Below are 22,202 nucleotides of genomic sequence, written 5' to 3'. Positions count from 1 at the left end.
TTCAAGTATACAAACACCGTAAGCCATGAATCTATGAAAACTATACCTACCTGTAGGTATGTATGGCCCCATATGGCATATTCCATTTGAGTGCGCTTGGGCAAACACTCTTTGACACGAACTACTGATCATGTCAAATAGGATAATATATGTATAGACATAAAGAACATATATAATGTGGTGTTACATTAACATAAATTCTCTCATCTCGCTGCTTTAATCAATATAGCAAAAAAACACGAATTTCTTACACAAAAGAAACTGCATACTCGCAGTTTAACTTTAGTCTTGATTATTTCCTGAGCCTAATCATAGATTCCCATATAAATAGCTTTACGGAAATCACCTATACCAATTGGATGACGCAGAGTCTAGTTTTGAATCAAGCAATCAAACAAATAGAATCATGGACACTTCAATAGGATACTTTCAGATGCCCGGATTAATCAGCTCTGGGATATTGATTATAGCTACTCTCATTATGTTCCGCATATATGGTTCGATGAACGGAGGACTATATCGAATCATCTGGTGGGTATCACTTGTCCTTCTTCTCACTTTTCTGGTTTTCAATCTTAACCTTACCTTACAAGCACTGTTTCAATCAAACTGGGAGCACAACATTTCCCTCCTGTCTTTACAACTGAGTGCTTCTGTCTTTTCGCTGGTCGTCGTTTACGCAGGACTCAAGACCACCACCGAACTCAAAACAACCAACATATCCAAACGCTATTTGGACAAGGTGATGGAATCCATGAGTTCCTATCTCATTGTCACGGACAAAAATTATCACATTCAGAAGGTAAATGAAGCCCTGTGTATAGAAATGGGAGTTGACGAAACCCAAATGAAGGGAACCAATGTTAGCTCCATATTTTTTGATTGCAATATAGAAGAGCTCGTACAAAACTACTCTGAACAAAGTGAAGCTTATATCATGTCGCATAATACAGAGTTAAAATCTGTCATGCTGACTGGAGAGGTCATATATCGAAATTCGGGCGAGGTTGATGGTTACGTTTTCATTGCGTTCAACAACTATCAAAAGGAAATCACCAGATTGTATTCATACTTCAGATCCATTTTTGATCACTCAGAATTTGCCATCATCACTACTGACCTAGATGGGTCTATCACAGGAGCCAACCCCGCTGCTGAGCGGTACTTCGAACAGAGCGAAGAAGACATGGTCATGTGTATGACTCCTGAGGACCTACATTCTAGTGACTGTTTACATGAAATGGTAGAACAAATAGAAAGCGATAACGAGGAAAATGCCATGAACACCTTGCTTCGTCATGTGAATGAAGGAAAAACGATAAATCAAGAAACACTCATGCGAAGAAAAGATGATAGACTCTTCCCTGCTCTGGTCACTATCAATGCTATTAAGGATGATGGAAAGGCTATCGGGTATTTCGAAATCATCGCTGACCTTACTGAAAAGAAAAAAGCAGAGGAAGAACTACGCAAAGTAAATAAAGAGCTAAAAGATTTTGCTCATATCGTCTCACACGACCTAAAAGCTCCTCTTAGAGCGATTAGTTCTCTTTCTAGCTGGCTGCAAGAAGACTACGCAGAACAGTTAGGACAGGAGGGCCAAGAGCAATTCAAGCTTATCAACAGTCGAGTAACAAGAATGGAGAACCTAATCAACGGTATTTTGGAATACTCAAGAGTAGGCAGAGCAAAAGGAGAAGAAATAACAGAAGACCTAAACGAAATAGTACAAGATGTCAAAGATGCCATCGTACCCAAAGAGAACTTTGAGGTAAGCATCGAAACTCATTTACCAACTCTAAATATAGATAGAACCAGAGCTCAACAAATCTTTCAAAACATAATAAGCAATGCCGTAAAATACATGGACAAAAGCCTTGGAGAAATTAAGATCAACTGCCAACAAGACAATGGTAACTGGGTCTTTAGCGTCAAGGACAACGGTCCAGGCATTGAAAAACAATACTTTGATAAAATTTTTCAAATTTTTCAAACACTTAACCCTAGAGATGAATACGAAAGTACCGGTGTAGGATTGGCCATCGTCAAAAAAAGCGTAGAGCTATATGGCGGCAAAGTATGGCTCGAATCCATCAAAAACCTAGGAACCACCTTCTTCTTTACACTACCACAAAACACATCAAGATTAAACCTACAGTCATGAAAAACACACTACCCATACTTCTAGTAGAAGACGACAAAGTTGATCAAATGACAGTCAAAAGAGGTCTTTTTCATCTCAAAATGGAGAATGAATTGATCATCAAGCAAAATGGATTGGAGGCACTAGAGTACCTAAATGACAAGTCAAACACTAGACCTGGAATCATACTACTAGATCTCAACATGCCCAAAATGAACGGTATAGAATTCTTGCACGAAGTAAAAAAGGATGCCTCTCACCAACTCATCCCTGTCATAGTGATGACAACCTCTACACAAGATCAAGATCGAATTGACAGCTTTCAAGAACAAGCCTCTGGCTATATGGTCAAGCCAGTTGACTATCCACAATTCCTAAATACACTCAAAACAATCTGTACGTATTGGCTGACAAGCGAAATAGCACATTGTTAATTGAAACAAATTTCACACACCAAAGCAACTTATCATGAAAACGAAAATACTTTTAATTGAAGACGACAAAATTGATCAATTGGCATTCGAAAGATTTGGCAAAAGAAACATGCCTGACTATCATATTGATATAGCAGGATCAGTAGCCATCGCAAAGGAAATACTCTCTCAAACAGCATACGAAATTGTTATTACCGACTATCAATTGGGAGATGGCGATGCTTTTGATGTCATACCTGAATGCATCGATAGTTCTGTCATTTTTGTCAGTGGCGCTGGCAATGAAGACGTGATCATTGAAGCCATGAAAAACGGAGCGCAAGATTATCTAATCAAAGACAGCTCACGCAATTACCTCAAAGTGCTACCCATCATCATTGACAAAATCCTCAAACAGCGCAAAGACAAAAAAGCACTCAAAGCAGCTGAAAAACAGATCAACCAACTGTCTTTGATCTCTAAAAAAACGACCAACCCTGTCATTTTATTAGACAAAGATCAAAACATAGAATGGGTCAATGATGCCTATTTAGAAATCACCCAATACACTGCGGATGAAATCATTGGGCAATGCGCAGGTATCCTGCACCCAGAAACTAACCCTTTTGATGATGAAATAATCATCAACAAAGTCATAATCAACAAAGGGTCTCATTCTTTTGAATCCATCAATTACACTCGATTTGGCACTCACTATTGGGCACATAATTCTCTTACACCCATTTGTGACGAAAATCATAATATAACGCACTACGTTATTGTCCAAACAGACTTGACTCAAAACAAAGAAATGGAGAAAGCGCTCATTGCGGCAAAAGAAAGTGCCATAAAATCTGAAAAAGCAAAGGAGGCTTTTCTAGCCAACATGAGTCACGAAATCAGAACGCCATTGAACAGCGTGATTGGATTTACCAAACTGATGGCAGCTACACAGCTCAATATAACACAGCATAAATACATGGAAGCAATCAACTGGTCTTCCAACCATCTCCTGAGTTTGGTCAATGACATACTGGACATCAGCAAAATTGAGTCAGGGAAAATTCAGCTTGAAAAAACTGTTTTTGACCTTAAGCACACCGTTGATTCTTGTATGGAATCATTCTCCGTACCAATTTGTCAAAAGAATATTAACATCAAGATAGACATAGACGAGAGTTTACCTCAATATTTTCATGGAGACCCGGTTAGAGTCAACCAAATCCTAACAAACCTGATAAGCAATAGTATCAAATTTACCGAAAGGGGTACTATTGGACTAAAGGTCTTCAAGAAGAAATCAGACAAAAATGGATACAGAGTTGGGTTTGAGGTTTCAGATACAGGCATTGGCATTCCGAAGGACAAAATAGATCATGTGTTCGAAATCTTCACGCAAGCCAACTCCGATACAACCAGAAAATATGGAGGCACCGGGTTGGGACTACCTATCGTGAAACAACTCGTGGAGATACACAAAGGCAATATTTATGTCACAAGCAAGATAGGTAAAGGAACAAAATTTGATTTTTCTCTACTACTCGAAGAGGCTGAAAGCCTTGAAAAGGTCATCCATCAAAGTAAATTTCTAGATTCCGAGATTCAAACTAAAAAAATACTGATCGTTGAGGATCACGAAATGAGTCAATTCTTAATCAAATCTACACTTGATGGACAAAACCTAGATTATGACATTGCCAAAAATGGGAAAATTGCCATTGACATGTTGAACAAAAAAGAATACGACATCATTTTGATGGACCTACATATGCCTGTAATGGATGGAGTCAGAACCACTCAAATCATCAGAAACGTCTACAGTGAACCTCTCAAGAATATACCTATCATAGCCATGACGGCAAGTGCCATGAGTAGTGACATAGACACTTGCATGAATTGCGGCATGAACGATTACATTTCTAAGCCATTCAAAACAGAAGAGCTATTTAGTAAAATTCAAAAATGGTGTCACTCCCCCCTTATGCTAGAAACAAAAGAAGCGTCTTAATTCGAACCAATAACAACCACGATGATGAATCTCAACTATTTCAACACTCTTTTTCCAAATCAACCAGAAATAATCGAAACCGTCATAGACTTAACAATATCCGAATTTCCTCAATTCAAACGTGACGTAAAACGATGCGTCAAAAAAGTGGACAAAGTTGGCTTGAAAAAGCTTGCTCACAAATGGCAATACACTGCTAAAATTTTAGGAATAAATGAGGTATGGAATAATTTGGATGCCTTTCGAGAATGCGAAAAACTAGGTGAAAGGAGAATTAAACAATTGACAACAAGTGTTATTACCCAACTCGAAGTTGTCGTTGATAAATTGCATGAATTACGAGTCTCGGCTTAAATACCATAGAAGGAGTTGAAGCCGAGACTCCTATTCAGTCAAACAGATATTGAAAATTTCATGATGTCAGCAATGACAAATGATTGCCCAAGCGATAGTACAACGGTACTATCGCTTTTTTCCATGGGCCTATGATCCTCCCAGATGAATATTACTGCGTTATGCTGAGAAAATAAATCGATACAAAGCTCTCCGAAAGCTCAACTAAGAACTGACTACAATCATATACTCTGAGCGAATCAATTCTTGGTATTGTAGCCATCTTGTATTCGCAAATACTCAGTATATAACCTTTCGGCTACCATCTGGCATCAAGAAGCTGACTTCTTCCTCTACTCGGAACTCTTTCACAGGCATTAGTTCTTCTTTCGTCCATGCTTCACCTGATCGCTTCCAAAGCATCAGTACCGCATAAATATTGCTATCTGAGTCAAAAGAATATGATGAAACAGCATTTAAAACCGTACTTTGATGACTGGCCGGGTTCAAACCTCTCGACGTGACTACTTCTACACTATCCCAACCGCTAAGGGGGATCATCGCCAATTGATATTCGCCATTGTCAATGATGGACGCTTCATACTCTCTTACTGTCTGTGTACTACTGGTAATCTCCTGATCCAACTTCGGCAAGGCATAGTGTCCCAACCGCATGTCAATAGCCCTGTTGCTCAGGTTTCTGTCCACTCTCAGGATACCATTCGGCAGGGGCATTTCTGCCAATTGCATTTTGATACTTCCATCGGTTTCCAGTACTACATCTCGGTAGTAGATTTCCTCCTCGTACTTTCGGAACGTGTATAGTCTAAATGCCTCCCACTCTTCTTTGGCATTTTTGATCAGGTAGTTCATCGCTACTTCTCCATCCGGCCCATCCGCTTGCCATGGGAAAGCACTGTTGTACGATAGACGGTTGTAGTTTTCTGTGGACCGGAATTTTTGCCAGTCATCCGCTACTTTCTCATGACACCAAATCCGTACTTCCGAAGCACCAATGTTCGGGTAGTCCGTAATCAGCAGGTTGCTAATGTCCTGAAATTTATTGTAGACCTGACCTTTTTCGAATTCCTTTTCCCATGGACCATTATTTTCTTGGGCCGTCCAAAAAGGACTGTCCTCTGGGATCAGAAGCCCCAGAAAAGCTTTTCCCATCCAGTAGACACTACCGCGACAGCTATAGTTCTGCACCGCTGGCTCAAAATGATCATAAAAACCGAGTGTAGGCACACCGTCTTTCATGAATGCTGGGTTTTGCAAAAACTGCAGCAAGACCCCAGACGAGATTCGACGCAACCAGCCTAAATTGATATCCTTACCATCCAACTGCCCCATAAACGGAAACGGCGCGATAGACCCCATCCGATAACTGATGCTACGCCCAAACATAATCATCTCTCCATGCTCACTAAAGAGATAAGGATAGTTGTCCACCATGTCCTCGAAATTGCTAAGAAACTTCGCAGATATCTCAGGATAATACTGATTGCCAAACACTTCGCTCCACATAGAGCCGTAGAGTTGAAACGCCCACATGCTATAATAGTCGTAAGCTGGGGCATCATTGTACCAACCATCGGCCCGGTAGTGCTCGAGGGATTTGTGGAGGTACTCTACGAGCAAATCTTCGTTCACATCATATCCCTGACCTTTAAAGAAACTTAGGACAAAAATATTGAAGAACTTCCAGTTGCTGGGTACGGTCGGACCATCCCCATAGCTGAGCATGGTAGCCGCCAATTTGTCTTTGTCTTGCTGACTCAGTGGCTCCCAGAGTATATCCGGAGCTACGAAAAGCGACATTCCTAATGCTCCAAATTCCACCAAGATCTGAGTAGGCCCTTGCTCTTCTCTCCTATGAGGAATGTATGACGCATCTGTGGAGTCTAGCAAGTTCAAAATCTGATGACGGTAATACTCCGCTACTCCAAGCCCTCCTATCGTCAGCTCTGGATCGTCTTTGAGCAAAGGGGCCGCTACAAACAGCGTACGACAGAGCCCTTCGAGTTTCTCCGTTGGGACACTATTCTCATCATGGGGATAACTTTTACCAGGCAACTTCGGGAATTTCATGGGATCGTCCAGATCATCCACATAACTAAATGCCCCCTCTAACAAATATAAAGCTGCGTCCTTCCAATGCTGGCGGGTCATGCCCGTATAGGGACTTATTTCAAAATCGGGATTCACTACATCGAACACATTCTTGCTTCGATCTTCTTGTTCTACTACCGCTTTTTTTTCCTCACAAGAAAATATCCACACACTTGTAACAATTAGAACTAAGACACTGACACTAAGCCTTTTCAATTTCATATGTATATTTTTTCATTAGAATTATTTGATGAGCGAAACACTAAAATCCTCCGTCATAACCCATAACCAAACATGAACCCAAGCTCAAGATAAGGCTTCTGTCACATGATAAACCCTGCGAAGATCGCTTCACAGGATTTAAAATTATACATTTATTTTATCCCTTTTTGGGATGAATGAATCAAGAAGCAGATCAGATAGAAGAGGTCAAAAATTCCTTTGCGATCTTTCAGGACAAACGTGGTGTACCTCGCTCCTACCAAATCCAGTCTCGCATAGCGATACATCGTCAAGGACTGATAAGATACCCACACCTGCCAACAGGTAACTTGGAGTAACCTGTTGGCTAATCTTAGTACAGTCTTTCGATCATATGATTGAACCCCTCCACAACTTTGATGATTTCTCGGATATCTACCTCACCCTCTGGACTCTCCACTCTCAAGATGCGGTCACAATCGCCCAAGTCGAAATTAATACTCAGGTCAGGCCACTTGGCTGATAAATATCCCAAAATGCTACTGGCCTGCCCTTCATCGGTGACGTTGGTTTTAAATACTTCTACCGTAGACAAAAGCGGGTCATGAGGAATCAAGGTATCGCTTTGGTTCATTATTTCTCTCCACAGTTGAACATCCACTGCACTCCAAACTGATCAATGCAGCTCCCATAGTAGTCCCCCCAAAACATCTCCTGAAGCTCTTGGGTCACTTCTCCGCCTTTGGACAACCCATCAAACAAACGCTTGGTTTCTACACGGGTATCCGGCTGGAGATTGATATAGGCATTGTTTCCAAAATTCAATTGGAACCCCATCGACTCAGGAGCGTCTGTCCCCATGAGGTTGTGACAGCCCAATATTTTCAGTTCGATATGCATGATTAGATTCTTGTCCTCTTCGGACATAGGAGGCATCCCTTCTTGTGGGGGAATATCTCCAAACCGCATAGGACCATCTCCGAAGAACTCCCCTCCAAAAATGGACTTATAAAAATTGAATGCTTCCTCTGTGTTTCGAGAAAAATTGAGATAGGTGCTTACTGCTGCCATGGTTATTGGATTTAGTTTAAACTGATATATTTATTTCGCCAAGTTGGCGCTTAACTCCTCTACTGATGTGGGTATTGAGAGGTGAATACCTAGAACCTTCAATGGGTAGTTTCTATCACGTAAGAATGTATTTCTTTGATGATGGAGCTACCAGCACTGGCAAAGCGATACACATCACAAAAAGCGTAGGTCTTATCCGTCATCTTCATCTCCCCTTGGAGTGAAGCATCTTTGCCATGGGTGATGATTGTATGTATGATCACTTCATCAGCTACATAGTTTTTCATGGCATTGATTGCTTTGGAGAACTGTTCTTTGCCTTGGATGGATTGGTCTCCGTAGATTTCCCAACGTATATCATCGCTGACATGCTCGATGATGAAATCCACATTCCCTTTGGCAAATGCGATGTTAAAGTCTTTGAGAAAACCCTTCTTAGGAGCGTTTCCACAGTCTGGGGTTACAGTTATTTTAGTCATTGTATCATAGTTTTCATCAATGATCGCTCATGTATAAAAGATTCCACCGGTGCCCATCTAGATCAGCAAAGGCACAGCCGTACATCCATCCTTGAATGTCAGCCGGCGGTGAAAATACTTCACCGCCTAGCGCTGCTACTTTCACAGCCATATCATCTACATACTCCTTGTCTGGTGCCCCTACCGAGATGAGTACTTCCGTACTCTTAGAGGTATCTGTGATGGTTTGTATAGCATATTTTTCGAACTGTGCGTGAGTCACCATCATGACAGGCACACCTCCGATTCTGAATCCAATCATGTCGGGAGCATCACGCAAGGCTTCAAAGCCTAACTCACTAAAAAAGGCTTTCGTTTTCTCTAGGTCTTTTACCGGCAAATTGAGCCACAAATCTTGTTTCATCTTTTCTTGGTTTTTGATTGTATCAAAGTTCATAAAAATCATATTCAAACACGCAGTGTCAATACGACATTGTAAGGGGTTGATCACGACAAGGTTAATTCGTAGCTTGCTCATATGAAACACATCTCCATTCTCGTACCCGAAGGGGACACTAGCCTCAGCAACCTAGAAGCTACCCACAAGATGTTTACGATGGCCAATGGCCATTTGGAACGCACAGGGCAATGCCCTCTCTTTGATGTGCACTTGGTCGGTCAGACCAAGGAAAGTCAAATCAGCAACGGTATATTCAGTATAAAGCCAGACCTAACGATCGACGAGGTGGATCATACTGACCTCATCATCATCCCCGCCATTCATGGGGATATTCGTACGGTTTTGAAGCTCAACCAGGCTTTCGTCCCTTGGATCATCGATCAGTATCAAAAAGGATCTGAAGTAGCAAGTCTCTGCATCGGAGCTTTCTTACTGGCCCAAACGGGGCTTTTGGATGGAAAAAACTGTGCGACGCACTGGCTGATGACGAGGGAGTTTCGAGAGATGTACCCTGATATCAATCTCGTGGATGATAAAATCATCACCGACCAACAGGGTGTCTACACGAGTGGTGGCGCTTACTCCTCATTGAACCTCATCCTCTACCTCATCGAGAAATTTGTCGGTAGAGACATGGCAGTACTCTCTTCCAAAATATTCGAAATCGACATCAACCGACACAGCCAATCCCCCTTCATTATCTTCAAAGGACAAAAGGATCATGACGATGATGTCGTAAAGAAAGCTCAAGAATATCTGGAGACCCATTATGCTGAGAAAGTGATAATGGACGAACTCTGTGAGCGTTTCGCTGTAAGCCGAAGAACCTTTGAACGAAGGTTCAAAAAAGCGACCACAAACACAGTCATCGAATATATGCAGCGCATACGAGTCGAGGCAGCCAAAAGAGACTTAGAAATAGGCAAAAAGAATGTCACCGAGGTGATGTACAATACAGGCTACAATGACGCCAAGGCTTTTAGAGAGGTATTTAAGAAACACGTAGGAATCAGTCCATTAGAGTACCGGCAGAAGTACATGAGAGGATATGCTGAGCAAAATCATCCATAATATGATTCAGCTATAGATACAGTCGAAGCTAGTCAAGCCAGCAACGCAAGTGATGCGGAAACTTATCCTATCGAACCATTCGATAACAATGCCAACGCAATCACCTATTAGAAAATATTCAAAATACCACAAAAAAATAGTCCGCAATACAATTGCGGACTATTCATTCTCTATATCCAAAACTGTCAGGTTTGTTTCCTCCCTTAAAAAGGCCACTACAACTACATTCGCCTTTACTGTTTTCTATGGTAGCAAGCCACAGGTTGTTGTCCAATACACAAATATCACTGACGACCAAACGCTCGTCAATGCCCTCTCCTTTGATCTCTTCTATCCGCCAAACATCCCCTAAGAGTGCGTCTCTCATCAACCCACTGCCAAAAGCCCCCCATCACACGCTCGATACTCCTAACGTCCAGCCAAGATGATCCCTCGACAAGCAAAACACTCTCGCTGTGCTCATCAAACCAATACAGACCACCATAATTGGTACCTATGAGGGTCTCCATTGTCAATCTGATGAATCACCCGAATATCATCCACTAGCAATTCAGACATAGCTCCACCTTTCCGATAGCTCTGAACCTGATTGGACTTGAGATCGATCATGTACAACCCATCCTCATAGGTACCCGCCCACAGTCTAGATTGATCATCCTCCAATAGCGACAATATGGCTCTAATGGCCAATTGCTCTTGAAACCTGACGGAGACTTATCCGATCTTTGGATTGAGTGTGTTCAGTCCCTTTCCATCTGGACCTACCCAATACTCCCCATCACTGGATGGAGCCAGTCTCCAGATATTTTCATAACTCAGCGTTTGGTTATTGAATTGGCTATGGGTCAAATAGCGCACCTCTTCCCCCTCGGAGTTAGAAACATTGACGCCACTATTGTGAGTACCTGTTAGTGAGATCCTGTGACTCGTCTAACCTATGAAATTTATGTTGCGTGAATAAGTTTTGCGACTGCACAGAAGCACAGCTACACAGGAGAATAAATAAAATTAATCTAGTCTTCATTACTTATTAGAAAGTAGCTGTTCGAAAAATCAATACCTGGGTCATCCTACAAAACTAACCCATGACAACTCTAAAACTGAGAACTAACATGCAATGAAAGGGGGCTGATCAACCAGAATTTTGGTCCCCAAGCACTCCGTGCACAGCAGATACATACCTACTCTTCGGCCCCCAACAAGTCCCCAAGCAATCCAAACCACGCTTTAAAACCACCTCCACTTTCCTATCTTCCACTGCCTTACCACGCAAAGTTTCAGGCCAAGTCTTATGACATCTTTCAAAAACCAATATATTTACGCAATCGATTGTTTCAGTAAACGACAAGCTCTCTAGGTGAGTTCGATCCAAACAAATTCATCACTTTCATGACTATGAAGACAACGCGACAGTATCTCTATTTGTACCCCGTATTGGTATCCCTCGTGACCACATCACTCTGGAGCTGCCAATCCTCCCCTCAGTCTCCACCACGAGAGCGAATCTCCATCAATGACAATTGGCGATTCTACAAATATGAAAACATAGAGAAGACGGATAATCTCATCTACGATGTACGCCCTGAGATCACTGACACCAACGACGACAAACAGGCTGACTCTAAACCAACAGAAGCCGTCGAGGTAGAAGCCACCCAAGAAACGCTCAAAGCGTGGATCATGCCAACAGGCAATCGCTTCATCAAAGACCCCACGAAACACTACACCAGACCAAAAGGCAATCCCGGCAAAGACTTTCCCTTCGTTCAAAGTGACTTTGACGATCAAAATTGGCAAGCTGTGGAGCTACCTCATGACTGGGCCATCGAAGAGCCCTTCTACGCAGGATGGGACACTCCCGTAGGTGGTGGCATGGGACGACTCCCTAGTCCAGGCGTAGCATGGTACCGCCGAACCCTCGACATCTCTACTGCCGACCAAGGCAAATCCATCTTCTTGGATATAGATGGTGCCATGTCCTACGCTATGGTCTGGATCAACGGCCAACTGGCAGGTGGCTGGCCCTATGGGTACTCCTCATGGAGACTGGACTTGACTCCCTACCTCCACTACGGCGGACCGAACCAACTCGCGATACGCATCGACAACCCCGCACACTCCTCACGGTGGTATCCCGGTGGTGGCATCTACCGCAATGTATGGCTCGTCAAAACAGAACCTATCCACATCGCACAGTGGGGTACAAGCATCCGAACCAAAGACTTATCTGCATCCCAAGCGACCATTCTCCTAGACGTGACGATTGACCATGATGGGAATGAAAACCAAAACATAGCTATTCAAACAGACATCTTTGTACTCAACGAAGATGGGTCGATTGGAGACAAAACTGTCGCGGCATTCGCCAAAAAAACAATCAGCATGACTGCTCAAAACAGCAGTACGATCCAATCGACACTGACGCTCGACAACCCTCGACTATGGGGACCACCACCTACCCAATCCCCCAACCGATACGTAGCGATCACTACCCTCACCAGCGAGGGACAAACCATCGATGAGTACCGCACGCCATTTGGGATACGGGCCATTTCCTACGATGCAGACAAGGGCTTCTTCGTCAATGGCGAAAAAGTCTACCTCAAAGGTGTGAACCAACACCACGACCTTGGAGCTTTGGGAGCGGCTTTCAATGCCCGTGCGGCAGAGCGACAGCTCGAAATGCTCAAAGAACTAGGCTGCAATGCCATTCGTATGGCGCACAATCCTCCTGCTCCCGAACTACTGGAGATGACCGATCGCATGGGTTTCTTGGTCATCGACGAGATGTACGATTGCTGGGCGCGAAAAAAGACCCCGCATGATTTTCACTTGATCTTCCCAGAATGGCACGAGCAAGACCTCCGCGCACTGGTGCGACGTGACCGCAACCACCCCTCTATCATCCTATGGAGTACGGGCAATGAAGTCGGTGAGCAATACACAGGAGAAGAAGGGGCAAAAATTGCCCTGCGCTTACGAGAAATCGTCAATGAGGAAGACCCCACACGCCCTACTTCCGCATCGATGAACTATGCCAAGCCTGGCATGCCACTGCCAGAAACTATGGAAGTCCTCAACCTCAACTACCAAGGTGAAGGCATCCGAAATGCCCCAGCCTATGCCCACCTCAAAGGCATCAACACTTCGCCGCTTTACCCTCGCTTTCACCAAGCCTTCCCAGACAAAATCATCATCAGCAGCGAAAACGCCGCTGCACTCAGTAGCCGTGGCACCTACCTGTTCCCTGTCAATGAAGGTGTCAGCGCCCCTATCAGCGACGGTCTAGGTGGTGACCCCAAAACTGGCTATGTTAGTTCGTATGAGCTGTACACGGCAGACTTTGGTTCATCGGCGGATAAGGTGTTTGCTACTATCGACCAGCACCCCTATGTGGCAGGTGGATTCGTCTGGAGCGGATGGGACTATCTGGGAGAACCTACACCCTACTACCTCTCACGTAGCTCGTATTTTGGACTGATCGATCTCGCAGGATTCAAAAAAGACCGGTTCTACCTCTACCAGTCTCGATGGAGACCCGAGCTACCGATGGCGCACATCCTACCCCACTGGAACTGGTCAAATCGCTTGGGCAAAATCACTCCCGTGCATGTCTTTACTTCGGGAGACGAAGCAGAGCTCTTCCTCAACGGAGAATCTCTCGGACGCAAAAAGAAAGGAGCATACGAATACCGTCTGCGCTGGGATGATGTCCTCTACGAGCCAGGCGAACTCAAAGTCATCGCCTACAGGGATGGGAAAGAATGGGCTGAAGAGACGATCAAAACCACAGACTCACCTACTCAACTGACGCTCACAACAGACAGACAAAGCATCCTAGGCGATGGCAAAGACTTGGCGTTTGTCACAGTAGCGGTCACCGACCAAAACGGGCTCACAGTCCCCAATGCCATGAACGACATCACCTTCTCTATAGAGGGACCTGGAGAGATAATCGCCACGGACAACGGCGACCCGACGAGCTTGGTAGCTTTCCCATCCCTAGAACGCAAAGCCTTCAACGGAGTAGCACTAGCAATTGTAAAACCCAACAAAGGGCAAGCTGGGACGATTACGATCAAAGCAGTATCTTCTGGTTTGAAAAACGCAGAGGTCACGATTGAAGTCATTCAATAATTATCAATTTCAAAAGCATCATGATGAAAAAGCATTTTATTCTAAGTCTCCTATTACTATTTATACTATTTGGGGTATCCCAAGCGGAGATCCGTCTACCCAAACTCGTGAGCAATGGCATGGTACTCCAGCGCGATACGCCCCTCAAAATCTGGGGATGGGCAGACCCTAGCGAAGACATCACCGTCCGGTTCAAGGGTAAGAAATATACCACTACCACCAGTGCTACAGGAGAATGGTCCGTCACGATGCGCGCAACCAAAGCAGGTGGTCCCTACACCATGCAAATCCAAGGAAAAGACGACTCCATCACACTCTCCAACCTCCTCGTAGGAGATGTATGGATGTGTGCAGGACAATCCAACATGGTGCACTACCTCGGCGTACATCAGCAACGATACCGACAGGAGATCGCGGAAGCTAACTACCCCGAAATCCGTCAATTCCTCGTCCCTACCAACCCTCAGTTGCAGGGAACAGCGACGGATATTCCACAAGGAGAATGGAAAGAAGCCAATCCCGAAAATGTATTGAAATTCTCTGTGGTGGCCTACTTCTTTGCCAAGAACCTTTACGATCAGTACCAAGTACCTATCGGTCTGATCAACGCCAGTGTGGGCGGTACTCCGATTGAGGCATGGATCAGCGAAGAGGGATTCGAGCCCTTCCCCTCCATCACCAAGACGCTCACCCAAAACAAAGACACAGCCTACGTCAATCAGAAAAATCGTATCGCACAAAAATACCGAGCAGCTGCCCCTCCACAACCACAGGACGATGGGCTCACCGCCTCTACACCATGGTATGACCTTAGCTACAAGCCCACCCATTGGCACAACATCAACATCCCCGGCTACTGGGAAGACCAAGGCATCCGCAACCTAGACGGTGCGGTATGGTACCGTCGAGAGATCGATATCCCTGCCTCGATGACAGGCGTAGCGACCAAAATATTCATGGGCAGAATCATCGATGCGGATCAGATCTACATCAATGGTACCCAAGTAGGTGGCAAGACCTACAAATACCCTCAACGCATCTACGATATTCCTGTGGGACTACTAAAAACGGGCAAAAACCTCATCACGATCCGAGTCGTGAACTATGGTGGCAAAGGCGGTTTCGTACCTGACAAGCCCTACTACCTCGCTACCGAAAACGACACCCTAGACCTCAAAGGCACATGGCAGTACAAAGTCAGTCAGGTGTTTCGTCCAAAAGCTCCTCAGCCCTCTGGGGTATCCGCACAGCACCAGCCCACTGCTCTCTACAATGGCATGGTGGTTCCCTTCACCCAGAGCCCTATCAAGGGAATCGTCTGGTACCAAGGAGAAAGCAATGGCGGCAATCCCCAAGCCTACGAAAAACTCATGGAGACGCTGATCCAAGATTGGAGAACCAAATGGAACGACAGCAACCTGCCCTTCCTCTATGCACAGCTCCCCGATTACATGGATGTAGACTACCTCCCTACCGAGAGCAACTGGGCTGAACTAAGAGAAGCACAGCGACTGGCTCTCGATGTACCCAATACCGCCATGGCTGTCACGCTAGGCTTAGGCGAATGGAACGACGTACATCCAGACAACAAGAAACCGGTCGGAGACCGTCTCGCACTAGCTGCCAAAGCACTAGCTTATGATGACAAAAAAGTCGTCTACTCAGGACCGATGTTTCGGTCTGCGTCAGTAGAGGGCAGTCAGGTGACGCTTTCCTTTGATCATGTCGGCAGTGGATTGATCTCTCAGGATGGCGAAGCGCTGAGGTGGTTTGCACTGGCGGGGGTTGATCAAAACTATGTTTGGGCGGATGCCAAAATAGAAAACAATCAGATCGTCCTGTCTAGCGATGAGATCAATCAGCCCATCTATGTCCGCTATGCGTGGCAGGACAACCCTATGGACGTCAACTTCTACAACCAAGAAGGGCTACCTGCCTCCCCCTTCCAGACCCAACTGACCGATGCGCTATGGTTTGGCAAGAAAGCCACCGTCGTACTGACCTACGACGATGCACTCAACGTCCACCTCGACAATGCCCTACCCGTACTGGATTCGCTGGGGCTCAAAGCTACCTTCTACATCTCTGCTGATGCGCCTGGCTTCAAGTACAGAACCTACGAATGGAAGAAAGCTGCGCAAAACGGACACGAACTGGGCAACCACACCCTCTACCACCCTTGCCTCGGTGGAGACGGACGCGCGTGGGTATCCGATGACAATGACCTCAGAAACTACTCCGTGCCTCAGATGGTGCGGGAGATCGACATGACCAACCTCATGCTCCAGACGTTAGATGGGAAGTCAAAACGCACCTATGCGTACACTTGCGGTGACAAGGAGACAGGTGAAGGTTCATTTGTGAAGGAAATAGAAGGAAAGTTCGTGGCGCTACGTGGTGTCCAGTCTGGGCTCAACCACCTCGGCACCCTAGACATGACTGACCTCCGCTGCAACTCCATCGTCGATACCCCTGCATCAGATATGATTGCCTGGGCGGAGCAAGCCAAGAAAGAAAATGCCATGCTCATCCTCCTCTTTCATGGGGTCGGTGGAGAGCATTCGCTCAATGCTGCACTAGCTGATCATAAGGAGTTCCTAGAGTACCTCCAGGCCAATAAAGACGACCTATGGATCACCACTCTAGAAGATGCTGCAAAGCACATTCTCAAACAACAGAAGAAGTAGCGTGAAGCTTTTGAGAACCGAGAGGCAAGAGCCACAAATCAAGAAATAAGAGACTAGACTGACTGGCTCTTACTGCCTGCCAGTCTAGTCTCTACGAGCGGGAGCCCTTTTGCATTTGGGTTGATTTGAACGAAGAAAAATATGTCCCGACAATTACAGCGAAAAAAATTGCCGAAAGAATTCCAATTGAAATGGCGGTTAGCACCGAAAGCGACCATTGGAATAATCTCACATCATCTGATATTAGGACTGGGAATCTTGTATACAAAGCAGTTATAAAGTGTATGAAACTGAAATTTACAGCACCTTGGGGTTTGCTCCTGACGTCATGGGAAGCAATCCATGACGTCAAATATACCCCTACAGCCTGTAGAAAGGTCCCCGTCATCTATTTGATGGCCAATTGGTAATTCTTTAGTTTGAACTGTTCTTCGAACCCTAGACTGAGGTATAGGCCTCTGCCCATCTCAGAGGCTTGCAGTGTGACGTACTGACTGCCATTTTGTGTAGCAATGCAAAGCAGTCGTTTCATCAGTTGGTTTGCGAGTCCTTTTCTACGTCCTACCGGTGCTATCCCCATGGCATGGATTCCCGTCACATCTCCTGTCTGATAAGTAATCGCTGTGCCAATGGCCTGATTTCGATAGTATGCCACGTAGTAGTGAATCTTTGAATGCGTATGCATCACTAAGTCAGGGTGAATTTCATACCCAAAAGCAGCAACAAACAGCTTGCCCCATGTGATCGCCTCCTCCCTCGTCGAAACCTGCGCAATTTTCACATCTACTTGTTCTTCATAGATCTCATCCAGTTTCAGTAACATCCCTGTTTGTTCAAAGAGTTTGACAAACCCATTTTGCGCCAGCATTTGCTCCGAATCACTGCCATAAATATCCCAATAGGGTACGATGAGATTAGGGGATTCAGCGAAAACACTTTCCTTGGCTCGTTTCAGTGTTTCTTGATCCAAATCATCACGAAACCACAGTCGATTGGGCCAAAACAAATCGTCACATGCCACATGACTGTACCCTGACGAAGAAACAAAACTTTCTTTGAAGTGTCCCGCCTCTTCCCATAAAGAAGTCAGGTTAAGTATATTTTGAGCAGTTGTTTTAGCCATACTATTCATGTCCAATTGATCAAAAAAATCCCTCCCATCATCGCAAGCAAACCTGCGATCCTTTTCATAGATATCGGCTCTATGGGTAGGCTAAGCCAGCCAAAATGCCCTGCGATGACTGCAAAGATCAACTGTCCACACAGCCCAAAGGATATCATCGTCGACACACCTAATTTAGGGATCGTATAATAGTACAAGCTGATGCCTACTACACTACAAAACCCTCCTGCAAACCATAAATAAATGGGTACTTCTTTCAACTGATCGATGGTAGGATATGTCTTGACCCCTACGAGTGTCATGAGCACGGCAAAAACACTGCTGCTGACAAAGGCCACTACGGATGCCAACAGTGGGTGTCTAAGCCATACGCCTAGGTGGGCATTGAGACCACCCTGGGCAGCCAAGAAAATCCCTCCGACGAGTGCGAGTAGATAGAGTATGTATTGATTCATACCACAATGATGCATGATCCAATCGTCGATTGCATTTACATAGGTTGATGCGACTACTTTTTTAGCGCTTTTCTGATTCTACTTAGTTGTGTGGGAGTGATCCCCAGATGAGAGGCGATATGATGCTGTGCTATGCGCTTATCCAACAGAGGGTGTTTCTCGAGTAGTTTCAAATAGCGTTCACTGGCATTTTCCATAACGATGGAAATTTCTCTTTGCTCCTTCTCTATGATCCAATTCCGCTCTATATAAGCGATATAAAAGCTCTTAATATCTTCATTTTCGTCCATCAATTGCTTATAAGCCATGAAGTTAAAATTGATCAATACAGAATCTTCCAAAGCATCTATGGCGATATAGGAAGGTGCCTGCAGCAGCAACGAAACCTTGGAAGCTGGAAAACTATGTTCTAGAAAGATGTTTTTGGTGTAAATATTACCTTGGCCATCTGCGGCAAAAGTTCGTAAGATGCCCCTGCAGATAAAGTGGATGTCTTTGGCCGTTTGCCCAGCCCTTAGGATGGTTTCACCTTTTTTGACAGCTTGAAACCGTATGATCTCTCGAATGAGTGACCATGATTTTTCTGATAATTTAGCATAGCTATTGAACGCATCCTTCAGTGCCAAAATGTATTTCTCCTTTTCAGTTTCCATACTCTGCTTGTATGTGCTTATGTACTATTTGCATTGGATAGCGAAGGTACAAGATTAGTAGATGTTGAAGAGCTAAATAATTCCCTCCACAACAAACTTACTACCAGAAGAGGATAGAAAAGTCCCTTCTCAGAGTAGGGTTTTTCTTTGACTACTCGTTTTACATGCAAACACACGAGAACAATCCAACGATGCACTGGAAAACACCCTTGACAATAGTACTGGTACTCTTCCTCATTCAAGGGAGTGATGCACACGATCTAAAACTCGGCTTGTTCGAATGCTACGTCAAGAATGACCAACTCTATCTACAGGTCAAGTTGGATAGGGAGCAACTCCTCCACGCAGTGACCCAAAGCTTGCCTGCTGATAGCCGGCAAGATGATTTTGAGGAGGCTATCTTCGGCTATATCCATCAACGTCTCGCCCTTTCTTTCGACATGCGGCCTGTCCATTTGACGTTCTTCTACATCGAATATGATACAGATTTCATTCGTCTCAGAGCCAAAATAACGAACCACGATCCTGACGATACAATCCACGACATAGCGGTACATATCACATGCCTGACTGAAACAGTAGCCGGTCAAGAAAATATCATTCAGTTTCATCTAAACGAACAAAGGAGATCTTTCAGACTCAATAAAAAACGCCCCTACACTCAATTCACATACCCGAACAGTTAAAAGAACACCCCTACGAACTATGAAAAACATCTCACTCAAAACAATACTCATCACAAGTCTCTGGATATCGTCGCTCGTATTCTTCTCCTGCGAAGAAGAACCGCTAGCCATCGAAAACACTCCTCCAACTATAGAAAATGTCTTGGCTGACATCAGTCTGCAAGCTGGGTTTGAAGAGAAAACAATTCCCTTGGGGAGTGTGTTTGGGGATGCAGACGAGGACGAAATACAGATCACCGCTAGCAGCAGCGACACGAAGGTCATCACTGTATCTACAGATGTCAGTTCGCTCGTGATCACCGAAGAAGGAATTGGACAAAGTACCCTCACTCTGCGTGCAGATGACGGCAAGGATGGCACGGTTTCTACCACCTTCAAGGTGACGGTATCAGAAGTTGAGGTCAACAATGCCCCCATGATCAAAGTCGCGTTGGAAGATCTGAATTTAGAGTCAGGATTTCAATCCAAAAGCCTCCCTCTGAGTCAAGTATTCGAAGACATAGATGGGGATGAGCTCGTACTTTCTCTCGCGTCAAGCAACAAACAGGTACTCACAGTCACATTAGATGGGGAAAACATGACGCTCACAGAAATCGGCGAGGGCAGTGCTACGGTAGAAGTGACCGCTACCGATCCCGAGGGCGAAACGGCTACTGACAGTTTCACCGTCCAAATCACAGACCATGGACCAGTCCTAGTCACAGCTCCAACGGACCTTTCTCTCACTCAGGGGTTCGGATCTCATGACCTCAGCCTAAGCTCAACCTTTGAGGACCCGACGCAAGCCGGGCTCAGCTACAGCGTCAACAGTGACAATGTACAAGTCGCTACAGTCAGCCTCTCTGACAATACACTGGTGATCACTGAGGTCGGGACAGGTACCGCTACGCTCACCATAGAAGCCAGCAACAGCACGCAAAAGACTGTCTCTACGAGCTTTGTCCTATCTATCACTGCCCAAACAGACGTGGAAGAGCTGAGCATCAACTTTGGAGAACATACAGGCAACAGCGTCCATATTGACAGCTGGACGACACTTGAAGCCACAGGCTATGCCCTTGTGATCAGTGATCAATCGACTTTCAGCCCGTTGGTGGATGGCTATGAACCTACCTCTAGTATCACATACCTCGGATCTGGGCAGCAGGTCCTCTACCTCGGCAATCAATCCGCAGCAGTGGAAGCCCTACTCTTAGGTACTATGACAACATACTACTTCAAAATATACCCCTACAACGGCGACTATCTATGGGACACAGAAGCACACACTGTACAATCCGCCAGTACCAACGACTGCTCCTACTCGAGCACCACGATCAGCGAAGTGTGCTTCGACTACAGTACCCCAAATATCCGAACAATCTCCTCCAACCAATACCCGAGCCACACAACAGGCAACTTCCCCAATGCTGACCCAACGGCGATCCAAGTGACTCGAAGCTTTGGTACCCAACCGTCTATGGCTCAAACCGTGACCTATGTGTACGATGAAACTGGCCCGCCTACACCCAGCAATCAGAACTTCTACCAATTTGGTATGGCCATCAATGGTGTGGAGTTTCACCCCATGGGGCTCAAACCATGGACCGACCCGAGTACAGGAGAGGAAAATTGGAAATGGCAAGAACAGGTCACCGAAGAGGGCAGCACACATCTAGACGCTTACGGTGCTCATGTGACGTCTCAGGGCAACTATCACTACCACGGAGACATCACAGGTCTAGCCAGTGATGAGGACGGTAGCCAACACTCGACCATATATGGCTTTGCAGGTGATGGTTTCCCTATCTACTACAAGTATGGCTATGTCGATCAGCAAACAACCACAAGCGGCATCAAAGAACTCGTATCAAGCTACCGACTAAAATCAGGTTCACGATCAGATGATGGAGTTGCTGGAACTGACTACCCAGACGGCAGTTACGACGGCACCTATATTCAAGACTATGAGTACGTCTCAGGGCTGGGAGATTTGGATGAGTGCAACGGACGATGGGGTATCACTCCAGAATACCCTAATGGCACCTACTACTATGTGATCACGACAGACTTCCCAGTCACCCCCAATTGCTTCAAAGGCTCGCCCGATGCAGACTGGATCATCGGAAGATAACACACCTGATGAAAAGATGACCATGAGTGTTTAGACACGTATTGCTCTAACCACAAAAAACGCAAGATCAGGTCAAGA

At 45.2% G+C, this 22,202-nt stretch carries 20 protein-coding genes; 10 read left to right on the top strand and 10 right to left on the bottom strand.

Features of this window, described 5'->3' with window-relative positions; translation table 11 throughout:
- Positions 1-406: 406 nt before the first annotated feature.
- From BFP72_RS04610 to BFP72_RS04595, 4 genes are read left to right on the top strand one after another with little or no spacing between them, the layout of a single operon-like run.
- Positions 407-2,164 carry an ATP-binding protein gene (locus BFP72_RS04610; RefSeq protein ID WP_143519938.1) on the top strand — a complete coding sequence of 586 codons (1,758 nt, stop codon included), beginning with the start codon at positions 407-409 and terminating at the stop codon, positions 2,162-2,164.
- The gene (locus BFP72_RS04605; RefSeq protein ID WP_099598024.1) at positions 2,161-2,577 is read left to right on the top strand and encodes a response regulator; all 417 of its coding nucleotides are present in this window, start codon (positions 2,161-2,163) and stop codon (positions 2,575-2,577) included. Before BFP72_RS04610 ends, BFP72_RS04605 begins: the two co-directional genes overlap by 4 nt.
- A gap of 34 nt (positions 2,578-2,611) precedes the next feature.
- Positions 2,612-4,564 (top strand): response regulator, encoded by a 1,953-nt coding sequence (locus BFP72_RS04600; protein ID WP_099598023.1) that lies wholly within the window; start codon positions 2,612-2,614, stop codon positions 4,562-4,564.
- A 21-nt stretch (positions 4,565-4,585) separates the two neighbouring features.
- Entirely contained in the window at positions 4,586-4,918 is a 333-nt protein-coding gene (locus BFP72_RS04595; RefSeq protein WP_099598022.1) for a hypothetical protein, read from the top strand.
- A 279-nt stretch (positions 4,919-5,197) separates the two neighbouring features.
- On the opposite strand, the gene BFP72_RS04590 is transcribed toward BFP72_RS04595, so the two are convergent.
- On the bottom strand, positions 5,198-7,231 hold the full coding sequence (locus BFP72_RS04590; protein WP_099598021.1) for a DUF2264 domain-containing protein: 2,034 nt from the start codon (positions 7,229-7,231) through the stop codon (positions 5,198-5,200).
- 176 nt (positions 7,232-7,407) lie between these two features.
- Between BFP72_RS04590 and BFP72_RS19120 the strand changes: the two genes are divergently transcribed.
- Entirely contained in the window at positions 7,408-7,569 is a 162-nt protein-coding gene (locus BFP72_RS19120) for a hypothetical protein (protein WP_158233286.1), read from the top strand.
- Positions 7,570-7,583: 14 nt separating this feature from the next.
- Here BFP72_RS19120 and BFP72_RS04585 read toward each other — a convergent pair whose 3' ends face one another.
- The 4 genes from BFP72_RS04585 to BFP72_RS04570 form a co-directional block, all read right to left on the bottom strand.
- The gene (locus BFP72_RS04585) at positions 7,584-7,844 is read right to left on the bottom strand and encodes a methyltransferase type 11 (RefSeq protein ID WP_099598020.1); all 261 of its coding nucleotides are present in this window, start codon (positions 7,842-7,844) and stop codon (positions 7,584-7,586) included.
- A complete protein-coding gene (locus BFP72_RS04580; RefSeq protein ID WP_099598019.1) occupies positions 7,844-8,281 on the bottom strand; it encodes a VOC family protein in 438 nt (145 codons plus the stop codon). Before BFP72_RS04580 ends, BFP72_RS04585 begins: the two co-directional genes overlap by 1 nt.
- 98 nt (positions 8,282-8,379) lie before the next feature.
- Entirely contained in the window at positions 8,380-8,760 is a 381-nt protein-coding gene (locus tag BFP72_RS04575) for a nuclear transport factor 2 family protein (protein ID WP_099598018.1), read from the bottom strand.
- Positions 8,761-8,776: 16 nt separating this feature from the next.
- Positions 8,777-9,163, bottom strand: coding sequence for a VOC family protein (locus tag BFP72_RS04570; protein WP_099600683.1), 387 nt, complete (start codon positions 9,161-9,163; stop codon positions 8,777-8,779).
- Between the two features lie 114 nt (positions 9,164-9,277).
- Between BFP72_RS04570 and BFP72_RS04565 the strand changes: the two genes are divergently transcribed.
- Positions 9,278-10,270 (top strand): GlxA family transcriptional regulator, encoded by a 993-nt coding sequence (locus tag BFP72_RS04565; protein ID WP_099598017.1) that lies wholly within the window; start codon positions 9,278-9,280, stop codon positions 10,268-10,270.
- A gap of 163 nt (positions 10,271-10,433) precedes the next feature.
- Here BFP72_RS04565 and BFP72_RS04560 read toward each other — a convergent pair whose 3' ends face one another.
- Together BFP72_RS04560 and BFP72_RS04555 are read right to left on the bottom strand one after the other, a co-directional pair.
- Positions 10,434-10,637, bottom strand: coding sequence for a hypothetical protein (locus tag BFP72_RS04560; protein ID WP_099598016.1), 204 nt, complete (start codon positions 10,635-10,637; stop codon positions 10,434-10,436).
- A gap of 95 nt (positions 10,638-10,732) precedes the next feature.
- A complete protein-coding gene (locus tag BFP72_RS04555) occupies positions 10,733-10,960 on the bottom strand; it encodes a hypothetical protein (RefSeq protein WP_143519937.1) in 228 nt (75 codons plus the stop codon).
- A 699-nt stretch (positions 10,961-11,659) separates the two neighbouring features.
- On the opposite strand from BFP72_RS04555, the gene galB reads away from it, so the two are divergent.
- A complete protein-coding gene (galB, locus tag BFP72_RS04550; protein ID WP_099598014.1) occupies positions 11,660-14,407 on the top strand; it encodes a beta-galactosidase GalB in 2,748 nt (915 codons plus the stop codon).
- A 20-nt stretch (positions 14,408-14,427) separates the two neighbouring features.
- Positions 14,428-17,094 carry a sialate O-acetylesterase gene (locus BFP72_RS04545; protein ID WP_369824014.1) on the top strand — a complete coding sequence of 889 codons (2,667 nt, stop codon included), beginning with the start codon at positions 14,428-14,430 and terminating at the stop codon, positions 17,092-17,094.
- Positions 17,095-17,482: 388 nt separating this feature from the next.
- Here BFP72_RS04545 and BFP72_RS04535 read toward each other — a convergent pair whose 3' ends face one another.
- From BFP72_RS04535 to BFP72_RS04525, 3 genes are read right to left on the bottom strand one after another with little or no spacing between them, the layout of a single operon-like run.
- On the bottom strand, positions 17,483-18,217 hold the full coding sequence (locus BFP72_RS04535) for a GNAT family N-acetyltransferase (protein ID WP_158233285.1): 735 nt from the start codon (positions 18,215-18,217) through the stop codon (positions 17,483-17,485).
- Positions 18,218-18,222: 5 nt separating this feature from the next.
- Positions 18,223-18,672: a DMT family transporter gene (locus BFP72_RS04530; RefSeq protein WP_099598011.1), complete on the bottom strand. Its 450-nt coding sequence runs from the start codon at positions 18,670-18,672 to the stop codon at positions 18,223-18,225.
- A 53-nt stretch (positions 18,673-18,725) separates the two neighbouring features.
- Positions 18,726-19,325, bottom strand: coding sequence for a Crp/Fnr family transcriptional regulator (locus tag BFP72_RS04525; protein WP_099598010.1), 600 nt, complete (start codon positions 19,323-19,325; stop codon positions 18,726-18,728).
- A 191-nt stretch (positions 19,326-19,516) separates the two neighbouring features.
- On the opposite strand from BFP72_RS04525, the gene BFP72_RS04520 reads away from it, so the two are divergent.
- Together BFP72_RS04520 and BFP72_RS04515 are read left to right on the top strand one after the other, a co-directional pair.
- A complete protein-coding gene (locus tag BFP72_RS04520) occupies positions 19,517-20,011 on the top strand; it encodes a DUF6702 family protein (protein ID WP_143519936.1) in 495 nt (164 codons plus the stop codon).
- Between the two features lie 19 nt (positions 20,012-20,030).
- Complete coding sequence (locus BFP72_RS04515) at positions 20,031-22,124, top strand: YHYH protein (protein WP_099598008.1); 2,094 nt, start codon at positions 20,031-20,033, stop codon at positions 22,122-22,124.
- Positions 22,125-22,202: the final 78 nt, after the last annotated feature.

Source organism: Reichenbachiella sp. 5M10 (assembly GCF_002742335.1).
In the GTDB taxonomy this organism is placed as follows: domain Bacteria; phylum Bacteroidota; class Bacteroidia; order Cytophagales; family Cyclobacteriaceae; genus Reichenbachiella.
This window is presented reverse-complemented; position numbering and strand designations above follow the sequence as displayed.